At 43.0% G+C, this 19,239-nt stretch carries 15 protein-coding genes; 5 read left to right on the top strand and 10 right to left on the bottom strand.

Annotated features, from left to right (window positions below):
* Positions 1-111 precede the first annotated feature (111 nt).
* The 5 genes from HMPREF0501_RS06795 to HMPREF0501_RS06775 all read right to left on the bottom strand — a co-directional run bounded on the left by HMPREF0501_RS06795 (position 112) and on the right by HMPREF0501_RS06775 (position 4,725).
* A complete protein-coding gene (locus HMPREF0501_RS06795) occupies positions 112-1,254 on the bottom strand; it encodes a glycerate kinase (protein WP_006917189.1) in 1,143 nt (380 codons plus the stop codon).
* Between the two features lie 12 nt (positions 1,255-1,266).
* The gene (locus HMPREF0501_RS06790; RefSeq protein WP_006917188.1) at positions 1,267-2,562 is read right to left on the bottom strand and encodes a GntP family permease; all 1,296 of its coding nucleotides are present in this window, start codon (positions 2,560-2,562) and stop codon (positions 1,267-1,269) included.
* 91 nt (positions 2,563-2,653) lie between these two features.
* Complete coding sequence (locus tag HMPREF0501_RS06785; protein ID WP_006917187.1) at positions 2,654-3,331, bottom strand: YoaK family protein; 678 nt, start codon at positions 3,329-3,331, stop codon at positions 2,654-2,656.
* 66 nt (positions 3,332-3,397) lie between these two features.
* Complete coding sequence (gene tpiA, locus HMPREF0501_RS06780) at positions 3,398-4,162, bottom strand: triose-phosphate isomerase (protein ID WP_006917186.1); 765 nt, start codon at positions 4,160-4,162, stop codon at positions 3,398-3,400.
* A 68-nt stretch (positions 4,163-4,230) separates the two neighbouring features.
* A complete protein-coding gene (locus HMPREF0501_RS06775) occupies positions 4,231-4,725 on the bottom strand; it encodes a DUF1836 domain-containing protein (RefSeq protein ID WP_006917185.1) in 495 nt (164 codons plus the stop codon).
* Positions 4,726-4,865: 140 nt separating this feature from the next.
* Here HMPREF0501_RS06775 and HMPREF0501_RS06770 point away from each other — a divergent pair, with 140 nt between their 5' ends.
* The 4 genes from HMPREF0501_RS06770 (at position 4,866) to HMPREF0501_RS06755 (ending at position 8,953) form a co-directional block, all read left to right on the top strand.
* On the top strand, positions 4,866-5,702 hold the full coding sequence (locus HMPREF0501_RS06770) for a DegV family protein (protein ID WP_006917184.1): 837 nt from the start codon (positions 4,866-4,868) through the stop codon (positions 5,700-5,702).
* A gap of 425 nt (positions 5,703-6,127) precedes the next feature.
* Positions 6,128-7,552: a Na+/H+ antiporter NhaC gene (gene nhaC, locus HMPREF0501_RS06765; protein ID WP_006917183.1), complete on the top strand. Its 1,425-nt coding sequence runs from the start codon at positions 6,128-6,130 to the stop codon at positions 7,550-7,552.
* Between the two features lie 100 nt (positions 7,553-7,652).
* Positions 7,653-8,588 carry a magnesium transporter CorA family protein gene (locus HMPREF0501_RS06760; RefSeq protein WP_006917182.1) on the top strand — a complete coding sequence of 312 codons (936 nt, stop codon included), beginning with the start codon at positions 7,653-7,655 and terminating at the stop codon, positions 8,586-8,588.
* Positions 8,589-8,632: 44 nt separating this feature from the next.
* Positions 8,633-8,953, top strand: a complete 321-nt coding sequence (locus HMPREF0501_RS06755) for a MazG-like family protein (protein WP_040456099.1) — start codon at positions 8,633-8,635, stop codon at positions 8,951-8,953.
* 22 nt (positions 8,954-8,975) lie between these two features.
* Here HMPREF0501_RS06755 and HMPREF0501_RS06750 read toward each other — a convergent pair whose 3' ends face one another.
* From HMPREF0501_RS06750 to HMPREF0501_RS06730, 5 genes are all read right to left on the bottom strand, one after another.
* On the bottom strand, positions 8,976-10,124 hold the full coding sequence (locus HMPREF0501_RS06750) for a DUF3114 domain-containing protein (protein ID WP_155801172.1): 1,149 nt from the start codon (positions 10,122-10,124) through the stop codon (positions 8,976-8,978).
* Between the two features lie 52 nt (positions 10,125-10,176).
* The gene (locus HMPREF0501_RS06745) at positions 10,177-12,162 is read right to left on the bottom strand and encodes a YSIRK signal domain/LPXTG anchor domain surface protein (protein WP_006917179.1); all 1,986 of its coding nucleotides are present in this window, start codon (positions 12,160-12,162) and stop codon (positions 10,177-10,179) included.
* 306 nt (positions 12,163-12,468) lie between these two features.
* Positions 12,469-15,951, bottom strand: coding sequence for an SEC10/PgrA surface exclusion domain-containing protein (locus tag HMPREF0501_RS09030; protein ID WP_006917178.1), 3,483 nt, complete (start codon positions 15,949-15,951; stop codon positions 12,469-12,471).
* A 165-nt stretch (positions 15,952-16,116) separates the two neighbouring features.
* Positions 16,117-16,860 carry a LytR/AlgR family response regulator transcription factor gene (locus HMPREF0501_RS06735; protein WP_006917177.1) on the bottom strand — a complete coding sequence of 248 codons (744 nt, stop codon included), beginning with the start codon at positions 16,858-16,860 and terminating at the stop codon, positions 16,117-16,119.
* A gap of 149 nt (positions 16,861-17,009) precedes the next feature.
* Positions 17,010-18,380 carry a GHKL domain-containing protein gene (locus HMPREF0501_RS06730; RefSeq protein WP_040456097.1) on the bottom strand — a complete coding sequence of 457 codons (1,371 nt, stop codon included), beginning with the start codon at positions 18,378-18,380 and terminating at the stop codon, positions 17,010-17,012.
* A gap of 68 nt (positions 18,381-18,448) precedes the next feature.
* Between HMPREF0501_RS06730 and HMPREF0501_RS06725 the strand changes: the two genes are divergently transcribed.
* Complete coding sequence (locus HMPREF0501_RS06725; RefSeq protein ID WP_006917175.1) at positions 18,449-19,195, top strand: zinc ribbon domain-containing protein; 747 nt, start codon at positions 18,449-18,451, stop codon at positions 19,193-19,195.
* Positions 19,196-19,239: the final 44 nt, after the last annotated feature.

Here is a 19,239-nt window from a genome sequence, read left to right as displayed (position 1 = left end):
GCGAGCGCAAATAGGGATCCAGAGTTCGGTTTTACCGAGCACTGGATCCCATTTGCGTACCGCGCTGTCCTTATTTCAACCAAGAAGAATTACTTTTGTCACGCTCCCTATTTAATCAATCTTTTTAATTAACCGTGCAATGTTTTCCGCCGTTTCCGCAATATCATGCGGGCCATCAGCAATCGCTTGATCTAGTGGCTTGGCCCCCTCCGGAGTGGCAAAGATAGCATCCATCGCATCACGACCATAGAGACTTTCAATCCCTTTGCCAACATTTCCAGCTAACACAATTACTGAAGAGTGTGGAGCGACCGCTTTCGTTGCCATCGCCACCCCGTATGGGGTCTTACCAAATTTAGTTTGAAAATCAATTCCGCCTTCACCAGTAAAAACTAGATCAGCGTTTTGCGCCCGTTCTTTCAGGTGGGTAAATTCAATTACCAGGTCAATCCCCTTGGCCATTTCAGAATTGGTAAAGGCCATCAAACCAGTGCCTAAGCCGCCAGCCGCTCCAGCCCCGGGTCGTTTTTCCAAGTCTTGGTGCAAATCACGCTTGATCACTTCCGCATAGTGGTGGAGATTTCGATCAAGCTGCTTGACCATTTCTGGAGTAGCCCCCTTTTGCGGGCCGAATACTGCCGACGCACCATCCGATCCCGTCAGTGGATTAGTCACGTCAGACGCAATTAATAACTGTGTTTTTTTAACCCGCGGATCTAGACCACTTAAATCAATCTGCGCCAATTGGTCAAGGGCACCGCCACCAAAGTCCAATTCTTGTCCGTCATTGTCTAAAAGCTTGACGCCGAGCGCTTGGGCCATCCCGGCACCACCATCATTGGTTGCAGAACCGCCAATGCCCATAATAATCTTCTGCACCCCATGGTAGAGGGCATCTAAAATTAATTCCCCGGTCCCATAGGTTGTCGTGATGAGCGGGTTATGAGTTTTATCATTAACGTACTGAATCCCGCTGGCTTGGGCCATCTCGATGACTGCTGTTTTACCATCACCCAAAATTCCGTAATAGGCGTTACTGATTTGATTAAGGGGATTATGCACTTGGCGAGTCACTAAATGACCATCCGTAGCGTCAACTAACGATTGAACCGTCCCTTCACCACCATCGGCCATGGGCACCATTTCATAATCAGCATTAGGCAACACCCGTTGCAGGCCGGTCTTAATGGCTTCCGCAACTTGTTTGGCAGTCAAAGACCCTTTAAACGAATCTGGTGCAATCACAATTTTCATTGTCGTAACCTCCTAAATTAAGTGCAGAAAACCGTACAGGATGGTGGCCGTCAAACAAGCTGAGCCACCACAGATTGCTTCGTATAAAATTCCTTGAGAACGCTGCTTAATGTCCATATTCATAGCATTAGCAGTGACATGGAAGTAATTTCCTTGTGGTAATTGGTCGATAACAATCGCTCCAGTGTGCACCATCGCGGCCGCTGCCAGTGGTTGCACTCCAAAGCCCAAGATCGCCTTGGAGAATGATCCTGTCGCCAAAATAACACCGGTTGAAGTGGAAGCTGCAGCCCCGGCCATCAGGATTCCGGATAATGGTGCTAAGAAGACCCCTGAAATGTGGCTGACCTTAATTGCCGAAATGAGTAATTGCGGCAAGCTAGACTGGGTAATGGTGGCCCCAATGGCTCCGGCACCGATCAAGATCATTACGACAGGAGTCATCTTGACCATCCCCGTCTGGGCATAGGAACGTAAGAAGCGACCCTTATGCATCGCTAATGCACCAATAATCGCCGCAAATGGTAGGACATAGGTGGCATCTAAATCAATCGTGCTCATCCACTGAACATGGAAAATCTGACCTAATGGATTAATTAGTAACAGAATTACTGCAATGATTGGTGTTACTAAAGAGGACTTCAGCGAAGGTAGATCGCTTTGCTCAATCTTGGGATTATCAGCTAAATCTTCTTTAACTACGGCAACTCCCTTATGTTTGATCAGGGAAGCCACAATAACTGTAACAATCAACGCAACGACTGCTGGAATAAAGTCTGCGATCATGACTTGACTCAAGTTCAAACCAAATCCTTTGGCAGCAGCAATGGTGTTGGCGTTTGGTGAAATAATATTACCGGCCTTGCCACCACCAGATAAGGCTACTAACAACGCCAATTTAGAAATGTGACTTCGTTCACCAACTTCCAATGCAATTGGCGCCACAATCAACACAGCAACTGGGATAAACACCCCGACCGCCGTAATGACCATCGTGGCCAGAGCCAAAGCTAAAATCGCCATCCGGTCACCTAGCCGGTCAACAATCGTTCGCGCAATGGTATTCGCGGCTCCAGAGTCCATCATGACCCCAGCTAAAACTCCTGCGGCTAAGACTCGAACCACCGTTCCCATCACACTTTGTGATCCTTTTACTAAAATATTGACGGTCTGCATGAGATTAGCACCACCGATGAGTGATCCTAAAATCGCACCAATAAATAATGAATAAACGGCATCGACTTTCCGTAAAATAAGAATAATTGCAATGGCTAACCCAATTAGGGCGCCCCACCATGTCACAACCACAATTTCATCTCCCTTATATGATTGTCAAAAAACTCATTACAGATTTAAGTATAGGAGCGATAGATTGTGAATACAACTACAAACTTTTGAATTACTGTTTCTCCAACAATTCATTTCGTCGGCGTAACCTTAGTGCATAGCTACAGTTAATACCACCACCTAACAAAATAATCGCCAGCCAGATGGTTCTAAGCCCCAATAATTGCTGCAATAATGCTGAACAAATCGCACCAAACGCAAATGCTAATACCAGCCACATATAGTTAACTGCCGCGGTATGCTGCTGGTCATCCGCCCCGAAGAAGTAGGCACTCCATGCTACCACCGACTTTTTTAAATTGCCAGTCGTGAACGCATTACTGTAACCCAAGCCCTGAATTTTGCTAAATGAGGCATTTTGCATCGCTAAACCAAAAGCAATCGCCGGCACAATGTAGTAGTTTGGAACAGATTTTGGCAGAAAGCCAATCACGCCACAAATTAAAACGATGGGAAATAAACAAACAACTCGCCAGTATTGAGTCTTTAACCGAGCATGTAAAAAGCCGACTACGGCTACTCCAAGGGAAAAGGCAACAAAGGTGCTTAACCGATTCAGCATTCCCATAACATTATGGTCCGCCAAGGCAGACGCAAAAAAGATCACATTCCCAGTCTGACCGGCAGATAAGGTGTGGCCCCGCTGAATATACGTATATGCGTCCACAAAGCCACCGCTAAAGGTCAACGCTACGGCGAGGCTACGTGCTTCTGATGGCTTCCAATTCATTTCAAATCCCTCCCAAAAAAGGACGTGTCCGTTGCCGGTAATGGCTACGAGTTCACGTCCAATTCTTTATTTTGTCTGTTGTTGATAGTTCACCATTGCTAAGAAATTGTCGACATCAAGGCTTGCCCGTCCAATCAAAACACCGTCAATATCCGGTTTTGCCATAATTTCTTGAATGTTTTTCGGGTTAACACTTCCACCATACAAGATCCGGATCTTATCCGCAATTTCATAGGTGTAAATATCTGCGATCATCCGCCGAATCTGGCGACATCCTTCTTCCGCCAGTGCGGTATTCGCCCGTTGGCCAACCCCGACTGCCCAGCTTGGCTCATAGGAAATAATAATATCCCGAATTTGGTCTAGTGAAACCCCATGCAAGACACTTTGCAGTTGTTTGAGAACGTAGTGAATTTCACCATTCATCTCCCGCTGTACCATCGTCTCGTCCGTACAAATGATGGGGGTCAGGCCAGTCATAATCGCTGTTTCCACTTTTTGGTGCACCGCTTCGTTAGTTTCGTTAAAGAGGCGGCGACGCTCAATATGGCCCAGCATCACATGGCTAACGCCCGCTTGACTGAGCCCGCGCATACTAATCTCGCCCGTAAAAGGGCCTGACAACTGTGGGGCAGCATTTTGTGCAATAATCCGTAAACCGGACTTAGCTGCCGCTTCGTGCATACTATATAGTGCAAAAGCCTGCCCAGCAATTCCAACTTCGACCTTCTCTGGGTCTGGCAAATGATCCTTAATTGCTTTGACGAAATCAGCCGACTCCTGAACCGTCTTGTGCATCTTCCAGTTGGCAACGATAAATGGTTTTCGCATGCTTCTTCCTCCGCTATTTTCGTGCGCAATGTTGGTTACATTTTACTCTTTCCCGTTCATAAACGAAACTAATTTGCTTTGACCCGTTCAAAGAACTGATAGAGGTATTCCCGGTACGCAAAAGCCATGATCACGTTACGAAGCATCTGTTTTTGCTTTGTATGCTCCTGACCAACACGTTCAAGAGTAGTTTGCTGGCCAAAAACGTACCGTGAAACATTGCCTAACTCCTGGACAAAGTAATTATAGGCAACTTCCGTACTATAAGTTTCTTCTTGAATTTGAATGGCCTTTCGTAAATCAGCCTGCTCCAAGACATTTTTAGCAACAATGATAAAGAGGAGTTGAGCGATCTGTTCGCGATCATATAGTTTCTTTTGTGGTAGACTAATCAGACGGTGTTTTACGTAGTTGCTAACCATGGAACTAGTCACCTTAACACTTTCAAACGGTGCCACACATTGCTGTAAATAAGTGACGACTTGTTTTAGGTACAGCCCCATGGCGGGCAACTGATGGTAAGGCGGTAAATTAAACTGTTGGTTACTGGTCTTGCTCTTCATTTTTCGATCCTCCTGTCCTCCATTTTATAGAATGTCACTCAAGCATGTCAACGTAACCCTCTTAAAGGTTTTTCAAAAACCGTTGACAAAGATATATAAAACGACTATGCTTTTAAAAAATTAATTTCAGGAGAATCAAAATGACAACCAAAATTATTACTGATTCAGGAGCAAACTCACTAGATCCCATTATTGGCGGCGTCGCCCATACCAACGTTCCGCTTTCGATCATGGTCAATGGCCAAACTTGGCGGGATGATGACCGACTTGATTTATCGAACTTCTTAGCAGCCTTGAAAAATACTAAAACCACGACCTCGACCGCGTGTCCAAGTGTTGGTGATTGGCTGACCGCTTTTGAAGGTGCGGATGAAATCTTTGTCCTAACCATCACCAGTGCTCTTTCAGGAAGCTATAACGCCGCGGTTCAAGCCGCCGAAATGTATATGGCTGATCATCCTGAAACTAAAATCCACGTATTCGATACTAAATCCGCGGGCCCGCAAATTAGACTGTTAGCTTCCCAGGTTGCGGTCTCAATTAATCATGGCTACTCATTTGACCAAATTATCGAATTAACGAATGCCCAAATTCAGCAAACCGACTTGTTATTTGTTTTAGAAGAACTCGATAATCTAGCTAATAATGGTCGGGTTAGCCCGGCAATCGCTAAACTAACCCACCTGCTCAACCTCTACGTTTACGGTACGGCCAGTGATGCCGGTGAATTCGAAATGCTCGGCAAGATGCGGGGTGGCAAGCATCTGTTCCGCAAACTAGTAAAAGTAATGGAAAAGCAGGGCTACGTTGGTGGCCGGGTCTTTATCGATCACGTTAACTGCCGCGAGCAGGCGGAAAAATTAGCCAAGGCAATCGCTGAAGTCTTTCCAAGTTCAATCATTAATATCTCACCATGTGGGGCCCTCTGTTCCTATTATGCCGAAAATGGTGGTTTGATGATTGGGTTTGAAAAATAAAATGATATAAGTTTTAAATGACGATTATGAGAATTAAATGAGAAATTTTAAAAATTAGGTTGCATTCTCTAATTTACAGTGATATATTTACAGCAATCAAAAATTACAAGTAATCAAAACAGTAGATTACATGTCTCAATGTTCAGAAAACTGGTGGTTGATGCAAACCAGGCAGGACATGTGATTGAATTACCGCTTGTACGGATTCATTGGTACCGTTAGCAACCAATACGAGGCGGAAAGCAATTGCGCGCTTTCTAGCTAGGTGGTACCGCGGTAAGACGTCCTGGTTGAGTATATCTCAATCAGGACTTTTTTATTTGGGAGGTTATTATTATGGAACAACATCGATATAGTCTGCACACTTTTTCTCTTAACCAGTTACTCGCATTTCAAATTCATAAGCAAAGGATCAGGTGCATACTATGAAAAAAATTAACTTTCAAGAATCAATCGCAATTTTAATCATTATGTTAGTCATTTTAGGGGTCGGTGTTATCGGCTTCGGCCTTTCACCCCAAGTTCCCGTTTTAACCGTCATTGGTTTACTAATGGGCTGGTTGGCCTTCCGTAAGGTTTCGTGGAAAGAAATCACGGACGGCATTACCGAGGGGATTTCCACTGCCATTGTTCCAATCTTCATTTTCCTGTTGATTGGGAGTTTAATTGCCGTTTGGATTAAGGCCGGGATTATTCCTTCACTAATGGTGCTTGGCTTCCACTTAATTAGCGCTAAGTTTTTCGTTCCATCTGTCTTCATCGTTTGTTCACTCGTTGGTTTAGCCATCGGGAGTGGCTTCACCACCGTTTCAACTGTCGGGCTCGCCCTCTTCGGGATGGGTGCCACGTTGGGTGTCAATCCCGCATTAACTGCCGGCGCAATCATTTCTGGAGCGGTCTTCGGTGACAAGATGTCCCCACTTTCTGACTCCACTAATTTGGCTTCCGCCGTTGCTGGTTCTGACCTCTTCGCCCACATTAAAAATATGATGTGGACCACCATCCCAGCATTCGTTCTCTCACTAATTATCTTCGCCTTCCTTGGTTTAACAAACGAAGGAACTTCCATGGCCGCCATTGCTAAAACGTCTGCCGTATTAACGAAGAACTTCAGCGTTTCATGGTGGGCTGCCTTACCAATCGTTCTGATGTTCGTCTGCGCCTGGCGAAAATTACCAGCGATTCCACCCCTTTTCTTGAACATCTTTGTTTCCATCGTCATGATTTTCATTGAAACACCAAACTTTGCAATTAGTAAACTTGCGACCTTGATCGAATCAGGTTTCGTTGCCAAAACTGGTAACAAAGCCGTGGATGCCCTGCTTAGTCGTGGTGGAATCTCCAGTATGATGGGCACCGTTTCCCTAATCGTCATGACCTTAGCCCTTGGGGGAATTCTAATGCACGAAGGGATCATTGAAAGTGCAATGAAGCCATTAATTGACCGCCTTAAGAAGCCGGGGCGTTTGGTTACCACAACGATCTTCGCGGGAATTGGTGTGAACCTCTTCGTTGGTGAACAATACCTTTCAGTGATCTTGCCAGGGAATGCCTTCCGCAAAGCCTTTAAGCAAATTGGCCTTTCCCCACTAGCACTTAGTCGGGTTCTTGAAGATGGTGGTAGTGTCATCAACTACTTGATTCCATGGGGAGTTGCTGGCTCATTCGTTGCTTCCACACTCGGTGTTCCAGTTCTGCACTTCCTGCCATTTACGTTCTTTAGTCTTTTGTCACCAGTCTTCTCCATCTTGAGTGGCTTTACCGGGGTTGGTTTAAAGTGGGCACCAGGCCACCAACAAGCTGCCAAGCAATCCAATGCTAATAAAACAGAAAACGCGGTTTTAGACTAATTCTTAATTTTTAATTCAAAGTCATTTTGGACAAACAAAACCCTCAGGTAGTCATTTATAATTAATAACTACCTGAGGGTTTTTATGTGGAGGTGATGTTATGATTCAAGCTTTCGTACTCCGTGATGGCCAGCTTCGCTCTGCTAATGGTAATCGTGAGCAGGCTAACGTTTTCATCATGTCGTCGCCAAAAAACACGGAACTCCAAAGTCTTTGTCGGCAATTTAATCTAGATCCTGTGATCTTCAACGAATGCAACTCTGCAGAAGAGGTTTCCCGGTTCCACGAAGTCACAAGCACCGCGTTAGAGCATCTACAGCTCCTGGTCATCTTTGATTTCAACGTTCATTATTCTGAGATCACGGACCAGCTGACACCGACAATCTTGATTTTTAACACTGACCACCTTTTCCTCTGCACCCAAAATGCTGCGAACGCCCTAGATGAATTAACTGTAGCCGTTCAGGAGCATCAACAAGTTTCCGCGCTGGTAGCTCACCTCATTAATTTTTGGCAAGGACACCTTATTCAAGCCCTGGATTCATATGAGAAACAAATCAATTATCTAAACCAAGCAGCGCAAAAGGCCATTAAAGATCATGAACTACGTCAATTAACGAGCCTGATGCGACGACTAGTCTTTTTAGAACACACTATCAATGACCAGTCAGAAACCATTACCGCCTTCGAAAAAAGTGCGATTGCGCAAACCATTAATTCACAAATGTTATTAGATATCAAAACCAACCAGCGGCGGCTAGCTAAGGCAATCCATATTTACCGGGACGTTTTAGAATTGCTGAACGGATTATACATGGGAATCATGGATAATAACCTGAACCACTTAATGAAGTTCCTAGATTCAGCAGGTTTAATTTTAGCTACCGCCGCTCTCCTAAGTGGTTTTATGGGAATGAACGTCGGCGGAATGCCATGGAAATCTTCCGAATATGGTTTCTGGATTATCCTGGGAATTGCACTTCTGGTAGCCGTAGGAATCTCCATCTATCTTCGGCGTAAATCCTATACCGACTAGTGGTAAAATCATCTTAGATTATGAAGTTAATTGAGGTGACCAGCTTGGAATACGAAGAATTAATCCCAAAGATCTATGAATGGGCCCACGAACGCGAAATTGATCAAGCAGACCCGCGAGTGGAGTTCATGAAAATTGCAGAAGAAGTCGGGGAACTGTCTGCCGCATATAATAAGAAAAACCATGCTAAATTAGTCGATAGTATTGGAGACCTGCAGATCGCACTGCTGATCTTTTCCCGATTAGTGGGTGTCGACCATCAAAAAGCCTTAACCGATGCCTACCAAACCATTGCTCACCGTACGGGAATGACGACGGCGGACGGCGTCTTCATCAAACAAAGTGATATTGAAAAGGAAAACTAAACACAAACGGCTTTGGCGCCCACTAGGATCCGAAGCCGTTCTTATTTTTTAAATATGCTTTAATCCCTTGGTTAGTAACATGGTGGGATTGTAGATAATTAACAAACTGTCGGTAAACCGCCTGACGATCTCGCGGTGAAATCGATTGCCATACCTGAACATCCGAGGCGCTCTTCACCACATTCGCATAGTCGCGCGGATACCGCCAATCCTTTTTCGCCCGTTGACGAACGGCGCTGTTAACCGGTTGTCGAATATCCAACCGCTGGTGCGTTCCACGATAACGAGCTGGGACATGATGCTGCCCGTACGGGACTCCATAGTTAAATGATTCCGTATCGGCTACCTCGTGTAACTCCGCGATGGAATAATGCGTAGGATTCGCGTCAATTGCTCCGGTGACCGTTTCGTGGTACACATTCCACTCTGACACAAACTGCCCCGTGGCTATATCTACGATGAATTCAATCATCCGCGCGTCATTATACCGTCTGGCCTGTGAATCATGCATTAACTGGACCTTCATATTCCGCGGGTAAGTAAATTCACCATGATACCGATTATGAAAATTAGCGGATGTTTGATAATCCAAGGTTAACTGATGATCCTGGCAATATTGTAATAGTCGTTCATAATCGCTGGGGTGAACTGGTTCACCTGACCAATGATAATGGCGAAGGTATTCAATCACTTGTCGGTCAAGATAACTCCGCAACAAATGAACCTTTGTTCCTAATTGGTCCGCCTTTAACCCCTGCTGATCGGGATAGGCACGGATTACCAATTCCCGCAAATAACTGAAGAAAAAACTGTGAGGAGCTAATTTACTAGCAAGCTGATACCGCGTGGCATGAATTTGCAAAAATTCATGCTTATCAATACTGGTGTTTAGATGCTCATTTAATATTAAAGTGAGCTGCTTATGCGCCGAAAGGTGTGATACCCTTAAGAAACGGACATAGGTTGGTGAACCGACGCATAATAATTCATGAAACATCTTTGAACAATCTCGGCCATGCCAGTATTGCCAAAGATAATAAAAACCGGCAAACGGTCCCCAACCGTCAGCAATTAATTGCTGGTATTGGGTCGCAATTTGGCTAGAACTGATGAAATATTTAATTACAAACCGGTTAAACCTATCAGTGATCTTTGCCAATATCCGTTTCATATTCTGCCTTCTAACAAAAAACAGGCGAGCAGCGCTCACCTGTTTTTATTAATTATGAGTGTCGTTTCTTGCTAACTACACCTAATCCTAACATTCCAAGCAGCGTTGCGCTACCTAAACCAATCATTGCCAGGTCTGAATCATTACCAGTTTGTGGTAATTGCTTAGCAGTTTGGCGATTATTTGCGGATTGCTTAGTATCCTTTTGAACACTTGTAGTTGGTTCTGCTGCTGGTGTTTGATCAGTAGACTCCGTAGGTTGATCAGGAGTTTCAACCGGTGCTTCTGGTTGAACTTCTGGGTCAGTTGGAGTTGGCGTATCGTCTTCCGGATCTGGTTGTGGAGTTGGTTCTGGATCTGGGGTTGGTTCTTCATCCTTTACCATTTCAACATTGAAGTGCACATCAATTGGCATATTAACCGTGTACGCAGGTAAGGACGTTGCATCAGGATTAGCAGCAATGGCCTTATTAAGTTCATCCCATAGCTTGTCTGCAGCTGCTTTCACTTCTTCAGCAGTGTAGCCCGGAACCCCTTCATGCGTGCTGTAGGAAAGTTGGAAGTTCTTAATAACTGGGTGGTAACCAGCGTAACTTGGTAATGAGTTGCCACGGTGACCATTTTGGTCCGTAAAGTTATTGCCTGCCATAATAGTGGCAAGGTCTTGGCTCACAAAGTTAGCACTACTCCACTGGTTAGTGTATTGACCATCACTCACTTGATGTTCGATTTGTTGTTGAGCCACTCGAGTGCGGTAGTCAGCGTGACCGTCCTTGCTGCTGTTTCCTGGACCATAAACGTAGACAGTTTCATAACTACTGTACTTTGCATATTTGGAATCCAGCTTTGGGGCATCTTTGACGTATTGAACATAGAAGTTGACACTCAATGGCATGTTTACCGTGTATTCCGGTAATTCATATGGGTTAGCCGCAATCTTCTTTTCGAGTTCTGCATGTAATTTTGCAGCAGCGGCATTGGTTTCCGTTCTAGTATATCCAGGAATCCCTTCCTTGTAGCTATTAGCAACCGTCACGTGAGTCAGAACTGCATGATAGCCATCATAGGCTGGTAATGACTTATTACGGTAACCATCTTGGTTGGTAAAGTTGCTACCGCTCAGGACCGTCTTGAGATCTTGAGTACCAAAGTTGGCATTGCTCCACTTATCAGTAAATTTATTGCCGTCCATTTGGTGATTGATCTGTTTGCTCGTTACCTTAGCGTAGAAGTCGGCGTTACCTTTGGAACTATCATTTTCCGGGCCAAAGACATTGATGTTTTCTTCGCTATTGTACTTAGTAGCACTTGGATCAGGAACAAAATAAATATCATAGATTACATCAACCGGGTCATTAAACGAAATCGCAGGAAGTTGAGTATATTGATTCTTTTCTAACTGCTCCCTCAGTGAATCATTAATCTCGCTCCGCTTATTTTTCAGCTCGTCTTTACTACGGCCGTAGTTGTAACTATCACTTGGTGACTGGGTGGATGCTCTTACCCGTACTAAGTATCCAGTATGATCTGGTAGGCCAAGGTCTTTAACATCAACTGCCTTGAAGGAAGAAGTAGACCAGTTATCTGTAAGCTTTCCGTTTTCATCCCGGTCACGGCTGATATTGTTAACGGCAATTACCCGCGTGAAATTGTACTTTCCGACATACACATCCGGATCGCCAGGATTCTTAACCCGAATAATTTCTTGACTTGGGTATAAATCACGAGCACCTTTGTCTGGCAAACCCTGAGAACTAAATTCGTCACCAACTTTTGGCCAGTTTGCTGGCAAGTTTTGATCAGTTACGTTGCTTGATTGATCAGTGGTGTTATTCGTACTTTCTGTTGTGGTTGTATTTGCAGTCGTAGTGTCAGCTGCACCATCCGTAGTTGCAGCTTCGGCAGTTGTGCTGAAGCCAACTAAAGCAGCACCAACTAAAACGGATGCCACCCCAACCGTTAACTTTCGTAAGGCAAAACGTTGTTGGCGATTAGCAGCCCGCCGCTGTTGTTCTTTTTGATTATTGATTGATAACAAGGCTACATTCCTCCAATAGACATTTATTATAATTATTTATGCTTCGTATTATACTATGAGTATCATAATAAATAAAGCGTTAAAAGGATATTGACTTTCGGGAAAAGCAAATTTCCGATTAGTCCATTTTACAATTTTGCAATTAATGATAAACGTTTTGAATTAATACTTTAATTATCAGAAGATATATTAACCAGATGGATCTAAATTGTTAATAGCTCTTTGCCCAAAGCATGACAAAAAAAGAGCTGGAAAAAGAACCAAAATTAGTCCTTTTTTCCAACTCTTTTTAAATTACTTATTCAATTAGCCGCGTTTCTTGTCTAATTCAGCTAGGCCAAACATGCTCAACAGCGATGCAGCGCCTAAGCCCATCATAGCTAAGCTGTCTGCATTACCAGTTTGTGGCAGCTTCTTATCATTGTTATCCTTAGTTGGTTGAACATTTTGAACAGCCGCAGTTTGTGCTACTGAACTATTTTCCTTAACGACTTGCCCATTAACAACTTTCCAACCAGCAAGAATGTTGCCATCGGCATCAACGACATGATTATTCACAACCTTAGCACCCGCTGGTAATTGTGAATCACTCTTCTCGTCAGTTGAAGGCGTTGGCTTATTTGATGGAGTGTTAACACTAATTACTGGTGTTTCGTTCACTTCATCCTTATCCGTAATAGTGTAAGTAACGCCATCCATAGCCAACTTGTAGCCAGCAGGAATCTTCAGTTGGTCACCACCAAAGGTCTGACCAGGCTTACCAGTGAAGGTTTGGGTACCAACAACCTTGGTAATTGGGGCACCCATTGGTTCATAGCCAACTACTTCAATGTAGTGAACCGTCAATGTATGTTCTTGCGTAGCAGGCTTATCATCACCCTTATTAGGATCAGTTGATGGGGTCGATGGAGTATTAATACTAATTACTGGTGTTTCGTTCACTTCATCCTTGTCAGTAATGGTGTAGGTAACACCATCCATGGCTAACTTGTAACCGGCTGGAATATTTAATTGGTTACCGCCAAAGGTTGTCCCTTTCTTGCCAGTGAAGGTTTGAGTACCGACAACCTTGGTGATTGGAGTGCCATCCGCCTTGTAACCAGTAACTTCGATATAATGAACGGTCAGCGTATGGTCAGTTGCCGTTGGCTTCGTTGGGTTAGTGGATGGAGTGGTTTGTTTAGCAGCAACTACCAATACACCTGGAACATTAAATGCCTTGGACTTAGAACCATCAGGGAAGTCTAAAATAACTTCTTCATCGTAGGTTCCTGCAGTTTGAGCATCCTTTTGAACCTTGGCAGGATCTGCCCATTCCACTGTCGTACCTTCTGGATAAGTACCATTAGTTTGCGCTAGTACCATAAACATTGCAGCAGAGGCAGTGTTGGCATTCTTAATGAAAGCATCGTCAGTCAGCTTTGGTGCAGGAATGTTAGTATCTCCAGCCGTGACGTTAACCTTCATTACCAAGCTAGGGTCCAAGTTGGTGTACTTAACGTTGTCCTTTTGCGTTAATTGATCTAATTGTGCTTGTAAGTCAGTCAAAACTGCTTGGTCAGATTGTAGTTGCTTAGCAGCAAGATCATGGTTATTTTGCGCAGTTTGCAAGTCCTTTTCTGCTTGTTGTTCTGCATCAAAGGCTGCCATATACTTCTCAGAAGAAGCATATTGCTTATTCGACAATTCATTGTGCTTTTGGTCTTTAGCAGTAACATCCGCTTGTAAGTCATCAATACCAGCCGCTTTTTGTGCATTCTTCACTACATCCTGAGCCGCGTGATATTGACTTTGTAGTTGATTATATTGCGTCTTCTGATCACCAGAGAGCGCAGCTTCTTCTTGGTCACGCAGTTTCCAGTTTAGGAAGTCACCATAGTGTGGTACTAACTTAACGAGTTCAGCCTTCAAGGTTGTTTCTTGTTGTTGAGCAGCCGCCACTTTTGGATCATTCGCAACGGCAGCTTTGGCATCGTCTAGCTTTTGTTGAGCTTCACTAGCTTCCTTACCAGTAGCGCGAGCAGCCGCCAAATCAGCTTGGTTTTGGTTCCAAGTATCTTTACGAGTTTGAACGGCGGCATCGTAAGCAGCTTGCTTGCTATCAACATCTTGTTTAGCAGTATCTACGGTCTTTTGATCATTAGCAACCGTTTGCTTTTGTGCGTCAACCTTTTGTTGCAAGTTGGATACTTGTTGAGCCGCTTTCAGCTTACCAAGAAGTTCTTGATCCTTCGCCAGAGTGGCCTTGGCAGCGTCTAATTGCTTCTGCAGCGTGGATGTTTGACTGGTCAAACTATCCTTAGTTAATTGAGCCTTCTTAACCGCTTCAGTAGCTTGTTGTAACTTAGTTTGGGCATCTGCTAAGGTTTGTGAAGAATTCAGTTGCGCCTTTGCTTGATTATATTGATCTTGTTCTGCCTTACTCAAGTAACTAGCGTCAAACTGTAGATTATCTTCTTTGTTGGATAATTGCTTAATCGTTCCTTGAAGGTCACTGATTTGTTGATTCAAATCACTAATCTGACTATTAAGTTTTTGATCATTGGCTGTCGCATCCTTCGTCGGACCCATCGCAGCATAATTGTTGATCGTATTGGTTACCAAGTCGTTAGTTTTATCAGCATCTGTAGCGTAAGTAGTATCAAACGTCATTACGTAGAAACCATTATCTAACAACTTAAAACCAAAGGCTGCGTTATAGTTGCCACTATCAAGGAAGTTTTCCCGGTGACCCCAATTACTATCTGCATCAACCATTAACATGCTTGAAACAGAGCCATTAGCATTGTTGAGCAGGCTCAGCATATTGTCTGCACTCGCATTAACTAATGCTAAGTTTTCCGAATGCCAATTGCCCAGGACAGAATTCATATCAGATTCATTGTGGTCTAAATTAGCTGCCGATGGTTGAGCAGCCCGCGCCATTGCCCGCTTAAATTGATCTTCAGTCATCACAAATGGTGCTAAGCCCCGTTGTTCACGAGCGTGATTCAATTCGTTCAGAAGTAGAATTGATAATTCGCGAGCTTTGTCTTCTGTCATTCCTGTCGTAGCATTAACCTTATCAAATTCACCATATGGTGCATAAGCTCCACTTGCTAAATTAGCGGTCGATGGTGCCGAAGCACCGTGATTAGCTGACTTATCATTATCAGGGCTAATGTAAATATTATTAGGAACTAGTTTTTGATTCCATGTCGTATTGCCATTTTGCTCATTACTGTAGAAGTTATCCCATAAATCATTACGAGAAGCATTTTCCAATAGTGACTTACTCTTATCAATCCGACCGTTTGGAACCGTCGCGGTTTCGGTTTGCGAATTTAAGCTGCTTACTTGATCGTTCAACTGATTGATCTTAACTTGTGCCTGTTCTTCTTTACGTTGCAGGTCAGCTTGTTGATAGTAGTTAGCTTTCTTTGTCAGAGCATCAATTGTGGATTGGACTTGATCTGATGACATTGAAGAATTCTTGAGGGCATCAATTTGTGATTGTGCGTCCTGTTGATCTTGCTGTGCCTTTTGCAGATCTTGACTAGCTTGGTCAATTCCCTTCTTGTGGGCATCAACCGCAGTTTGCGCCTTGTTAACCGCATCTTGATCTGCACTAACCTTTTGTTCTTGTTGTGCAACTTGGTCAGTTGAAGTTTGGGTCGCAGCATTGGTAGTATTGCCTGTCGTATCCGCATGGGCGGTCGTGGTAGCCAGCGTAGTTCCAGCAGCAAATGCCATGATGGTGGCCGTCATCCACAACTTACCGGATTTATACAATTTCTTATGTTCTTTCATTCTAAAAACTCCTCCCAATAGTCAAAGTTGTCTTATTCACAAAAGTTATTGTACAAATTTTCGAAATACGATGATGCATTTAACGATCTTTTTCCGCATTAAATGGGACTTTTTACTGAAATAAAAAAGTCCCAAAGTCGTCATCAACCGAACTTTAGAACCTAATTACCATTGAATTGAAGAGTAGTTATTTAAAACTTCCATGAGTCTGCGCGTCTTTAACCGCGATACAGGAATCGTCATCTCACTGGTGTTAAATTTAACCGTGTGTTTTTTGACGTTCAAACTGCGAATGTTCGCCACGTTTGCCAAATAGCTCCGATGAATCCTAAAAAATTCCTCTACTTGCTCTTCTAACTCCCGCAATGACATATTAATTGGAATCTTCTGATTATTTTCCGTGTACATAAATGATGCATGGGTATTATCCGGATTACTTTGGAAAAACAAGATATCATTGACGTAGACTTTAATAATTTCATAATGACTCCGTAAAGTAATCGTCTTCCCCCGCTTTGGTAATTCCAGCTTTTTGATTACTTTCGTAAAGTCACGTTCAAGACTTTGAACCACCCGTTTAACAATAAAATCAAGGGCTTCAACTTGATATTGGTAAGTTGTAGAAAGCAATTCATCATGAACCGTCAGAAAGATGATAGATGCTTCTAAATCATACTGGCGAATTTTTTGGCTGAACCTTAAACCCGCTTGATCATCATCGCCAATTGCTAAGTCCAAGATATAAACATTGCGGAGTGAAGGCTCTGGCATCGACTGGCTAATTTGTTCCAGTGTAGAAAACGTCTTAACATTTACTTGAATGTTAAGTTTTTCGCTGACTGAACGAACATAATGATTAATCTGTGACAATTCCGCCAGATTATCTTCTAAAATGTAGACGTCTAGCAATTCATCGTTACCCCCCCCCCACTAATAATTCAGTTACTATTTATAATATCAAACAATAAATGAATTATTTGGGGTTCCAAAACGATTTTTTTACTTTTACAGTTCAATGAACAAAGATTACCATTAAATGCATTCTTTTGCAGAACCATTTAGACTTTTGGAATTCGAATCACCTGCTTAAACCAGTAATCTTGTGAAGTTTCTTCCTTCGTCACACTTGGATAACGTGAGAGAATCATCCGTAAGTTTTTCAAACCAATTCCATGGTTATCCGTCAAGTTAATTTGCCGAACATCACGATCCAGCTTTTGTAAGTCTAGTTCCTGATCCTTGGTAGAATTACCAACCACGATATATTGAAGACCAGACTTTTCAAACAGACTAAGGTTAACTTGTTTATCCTTTGACAGCTGAGCAGCATTGATCGCGTTATCCAACAAGATTGAAAGAACTCGATCAACATCTAGTTGGTCCATTAATGAGCCAAACTTAAATGGCTGAGCAATTTCAGCCTGAAAGTCAACTCCCGCCTCAATCGCCTTCATGACCTTACTATAAACTAAGCTCTTAACGTCTAAGTTCTGGATGTTTACTAGCCGACCGAGGACGCTTGCCTTATTGCTGACCTCTTGTTCAGATGGTTTCAAAACCCGGTTAAGAATTCCTTTGGATTGTTGAATATCGTCATTCTCCAATGCCCCAGTTAAACTATACAAAACGTTTTTGTAATCATGACGGAAACGACGCAGATCGTCATACATCGATTCAATATGACTGGTGTATAATCTTAAATTATTAAGCTCAATTTGCTGATCATCCACCATCGTTTTTAATACTAGGTAACGATACCGGAGATACATTAGCAGATAGAGGGCCAGTAGCCACGTAAGATTAATGACTAGTTGCCACACTGGCGTAATCGAAATCAACCGATAGTTAACTGCGTACATGAACGGATATTGGGCCAGCATTCCCAAATTAATTAACCACGTAAATAGTGGCGCCGCTGGAACAACCGTCCTTAAATATTGTCTAATAAAGTTTTGGGTTAATTTTATTAATAAGGGGACAAAAATGATCAAGCAAAGACTATAAACAATATCGAGGAAAATCACATAATTATCCGTACCCAACCGTTGATGAACATGAAAGGGCGTATCCACACAGAGTGAAAATAAACTAACGTAGATTCTCTGGATAAAGCGAATTAGGCCCACTGAAATTAAGAATCCAGTAGCCACTTTGTTAAAGGAAACTGAACGACGAAAAGCCAGTGCATATAGGATTAGGATCCCGATGAATAAAACGAGATAAGTATTGACTACCGCAATTGTAAAAAGGCCGAGGAAACCGAAGATTGCATAATATGGCCAGTTCAGCTTCCGCTGAGTAATCTTAGTATAGCCCCACAATGTAATTATTAGGGCAAACATCATGTAAAAAACATCTGTCCATGTATCCACATCAAATGGCAAATGAATCATATTATAAATCGATGAATTTTGTAAAGTAAAAAACACCCTCAACACTCCTTCTTTTGAATGTTAATATAATAGCATGATTTTAACCATAAAACGGAGGTGATGAAATGATTTGTCCAAGATGTAAAACGAAAAATTCCGATAATACCCAATATTGTCATAAATGCGGCTATCAAATTTACACACTCAACCCCGTTGATGTAAAAATTTGTCCAAACTGCGGAAAAATGAATCCTTTGGATCAAGACGAATGTTTAAATTGTCACACCCCACTAAATAACACGCCAATTCAGAAATCCTGGAAAAAGAATTTTTCTACTACTTCCGATCACCGTTTATCTCCAGTAACCAAGTTCATCCTCACACTAATTATCATTACATTTGGCTTTATTATCGGAATTAGTGTTTTGCACTCCAACAACTACATTTCAACCATCATTCGTCCCTTAACCATCACTCGCCACTATCATGAACCGTCCTCAACAACCAAGAAATTTTATATTGCAATAAATCTCCAAAAACCGGTTCAACGTGACCATCAAATGGAGATTTTCCGTGGGGCGCGATATTCGAATTACCACCAACTCAATCACGTCAGTGTTCGGCAAGTTAAAGCTAAATACCAGGCAATACCGACAAGCCGGATTCAGATTAAAATGTCCCCAGCTGCAGCCCGGAAGATAAGTCTGGCAACAATTCCAAAGAATCTAAACACCACTCATAATATTAAAATCCAATACACCTGGCAATCACGCCATTGGTATAGTGTGACTACTGACCAAAAGCACCAAACTTTAATTGTCCATGGGCCTGATTTCACTGACTATCTTTCTATTGGTGAAGCCGAATTCTAATTAACTAATCATTACTGACTTCCGTTGGTAATGATTTTTTATAT

It is taken from the genome of Limosilactobacillus coleohominis 101-4-CHN (genome assembly GCF_000161935.1).
In the GTDB taxonomy this organism is placed as follows: Bacteria; Bacillota; Bacilli; order Lactobacillales; family Lactobacillaceae; genus Limosilactobacillus; species Limosilactobacillus coleohominis_A.
This window is presented reverse-complemented; position numbering and strand designations above follow the sequence as displayed.

Excerpts from the sequence above, each read along its gene's own strand:
- HMPREF0501_RS06785 (WP_006917187.1), bottom strand. The coding sequence starts at position 3,331 with ATGAATTGGAAGCCATCAGAAGCACGTAGCCTCGCCGTAGCGTTGACC.
- HMPREF0501_RS06775 (WP_006917185.1), bottom strand. The coding sequence starts at position 4,725 with ATGAAGAGCAAGACCAGTAACCAACAGTTTAATTTACCGCCTTACCAT.
- HMPREF0501_RS06795 (WP_006917189.1), bottom strand. The coding sequence starts at position 1,254 with ATGAAAATTGTGATTGCACCAGATTCGTTTAAAGGGTCTTTGACTGCC.
- HMPREF0501_RS06760 (WP_006917182.1), top strand. The coding sequence starts at position 7,653 with ATGATTCAAGCTTTCGTACTCCGTGATGGCCAGCTTCGCTCTGCTAAT.
- HMPREF0501_RS06750 (WP_155801172.1), bottom strand. The coding sequence starts at position 10,124 with ATGAAACGGATATTGGCAAAGATCACTGATAGGTTTAACCGGTTTGTA.
- nhaC (WP_006917183.1), top strand. The coding sequence starts at position 6,128 with ATGAAAAAAATTAACTTTCAAGAATCAATCGCAATTTTAATCATTATG.
- HMPREF0501_RS06770 (WP_006917184.1), top strand. The coding sequence starts at position 4,866 with ATGACAACCAAAATTATTACTGATTCAGGAGCAAACTCACTAGATCCC.
- tpiA (WP_006917186.1), bottom strand. The coding sequence starts at position 4,162 with ATGCGAAAACCATTTATCGTTGCCAACTGGAAGATGCACAAGACGGTT.
- HMPREF0501_RS09030 (WP_006917178.1), bottom strand. The coding sequence starts at position 15,951 with ATGAAAGAACATAAGAAATTGTATAAATCCGGTAAGTTGTGGATGACG.
- HMPREF0501_RS06725 (WP_006917175.1), top strand. The coding sequence starts at position 18,449 with ATGATTTGTCCAAGATGTAAAACGAAAAATTCCGATAATACCCAATAT.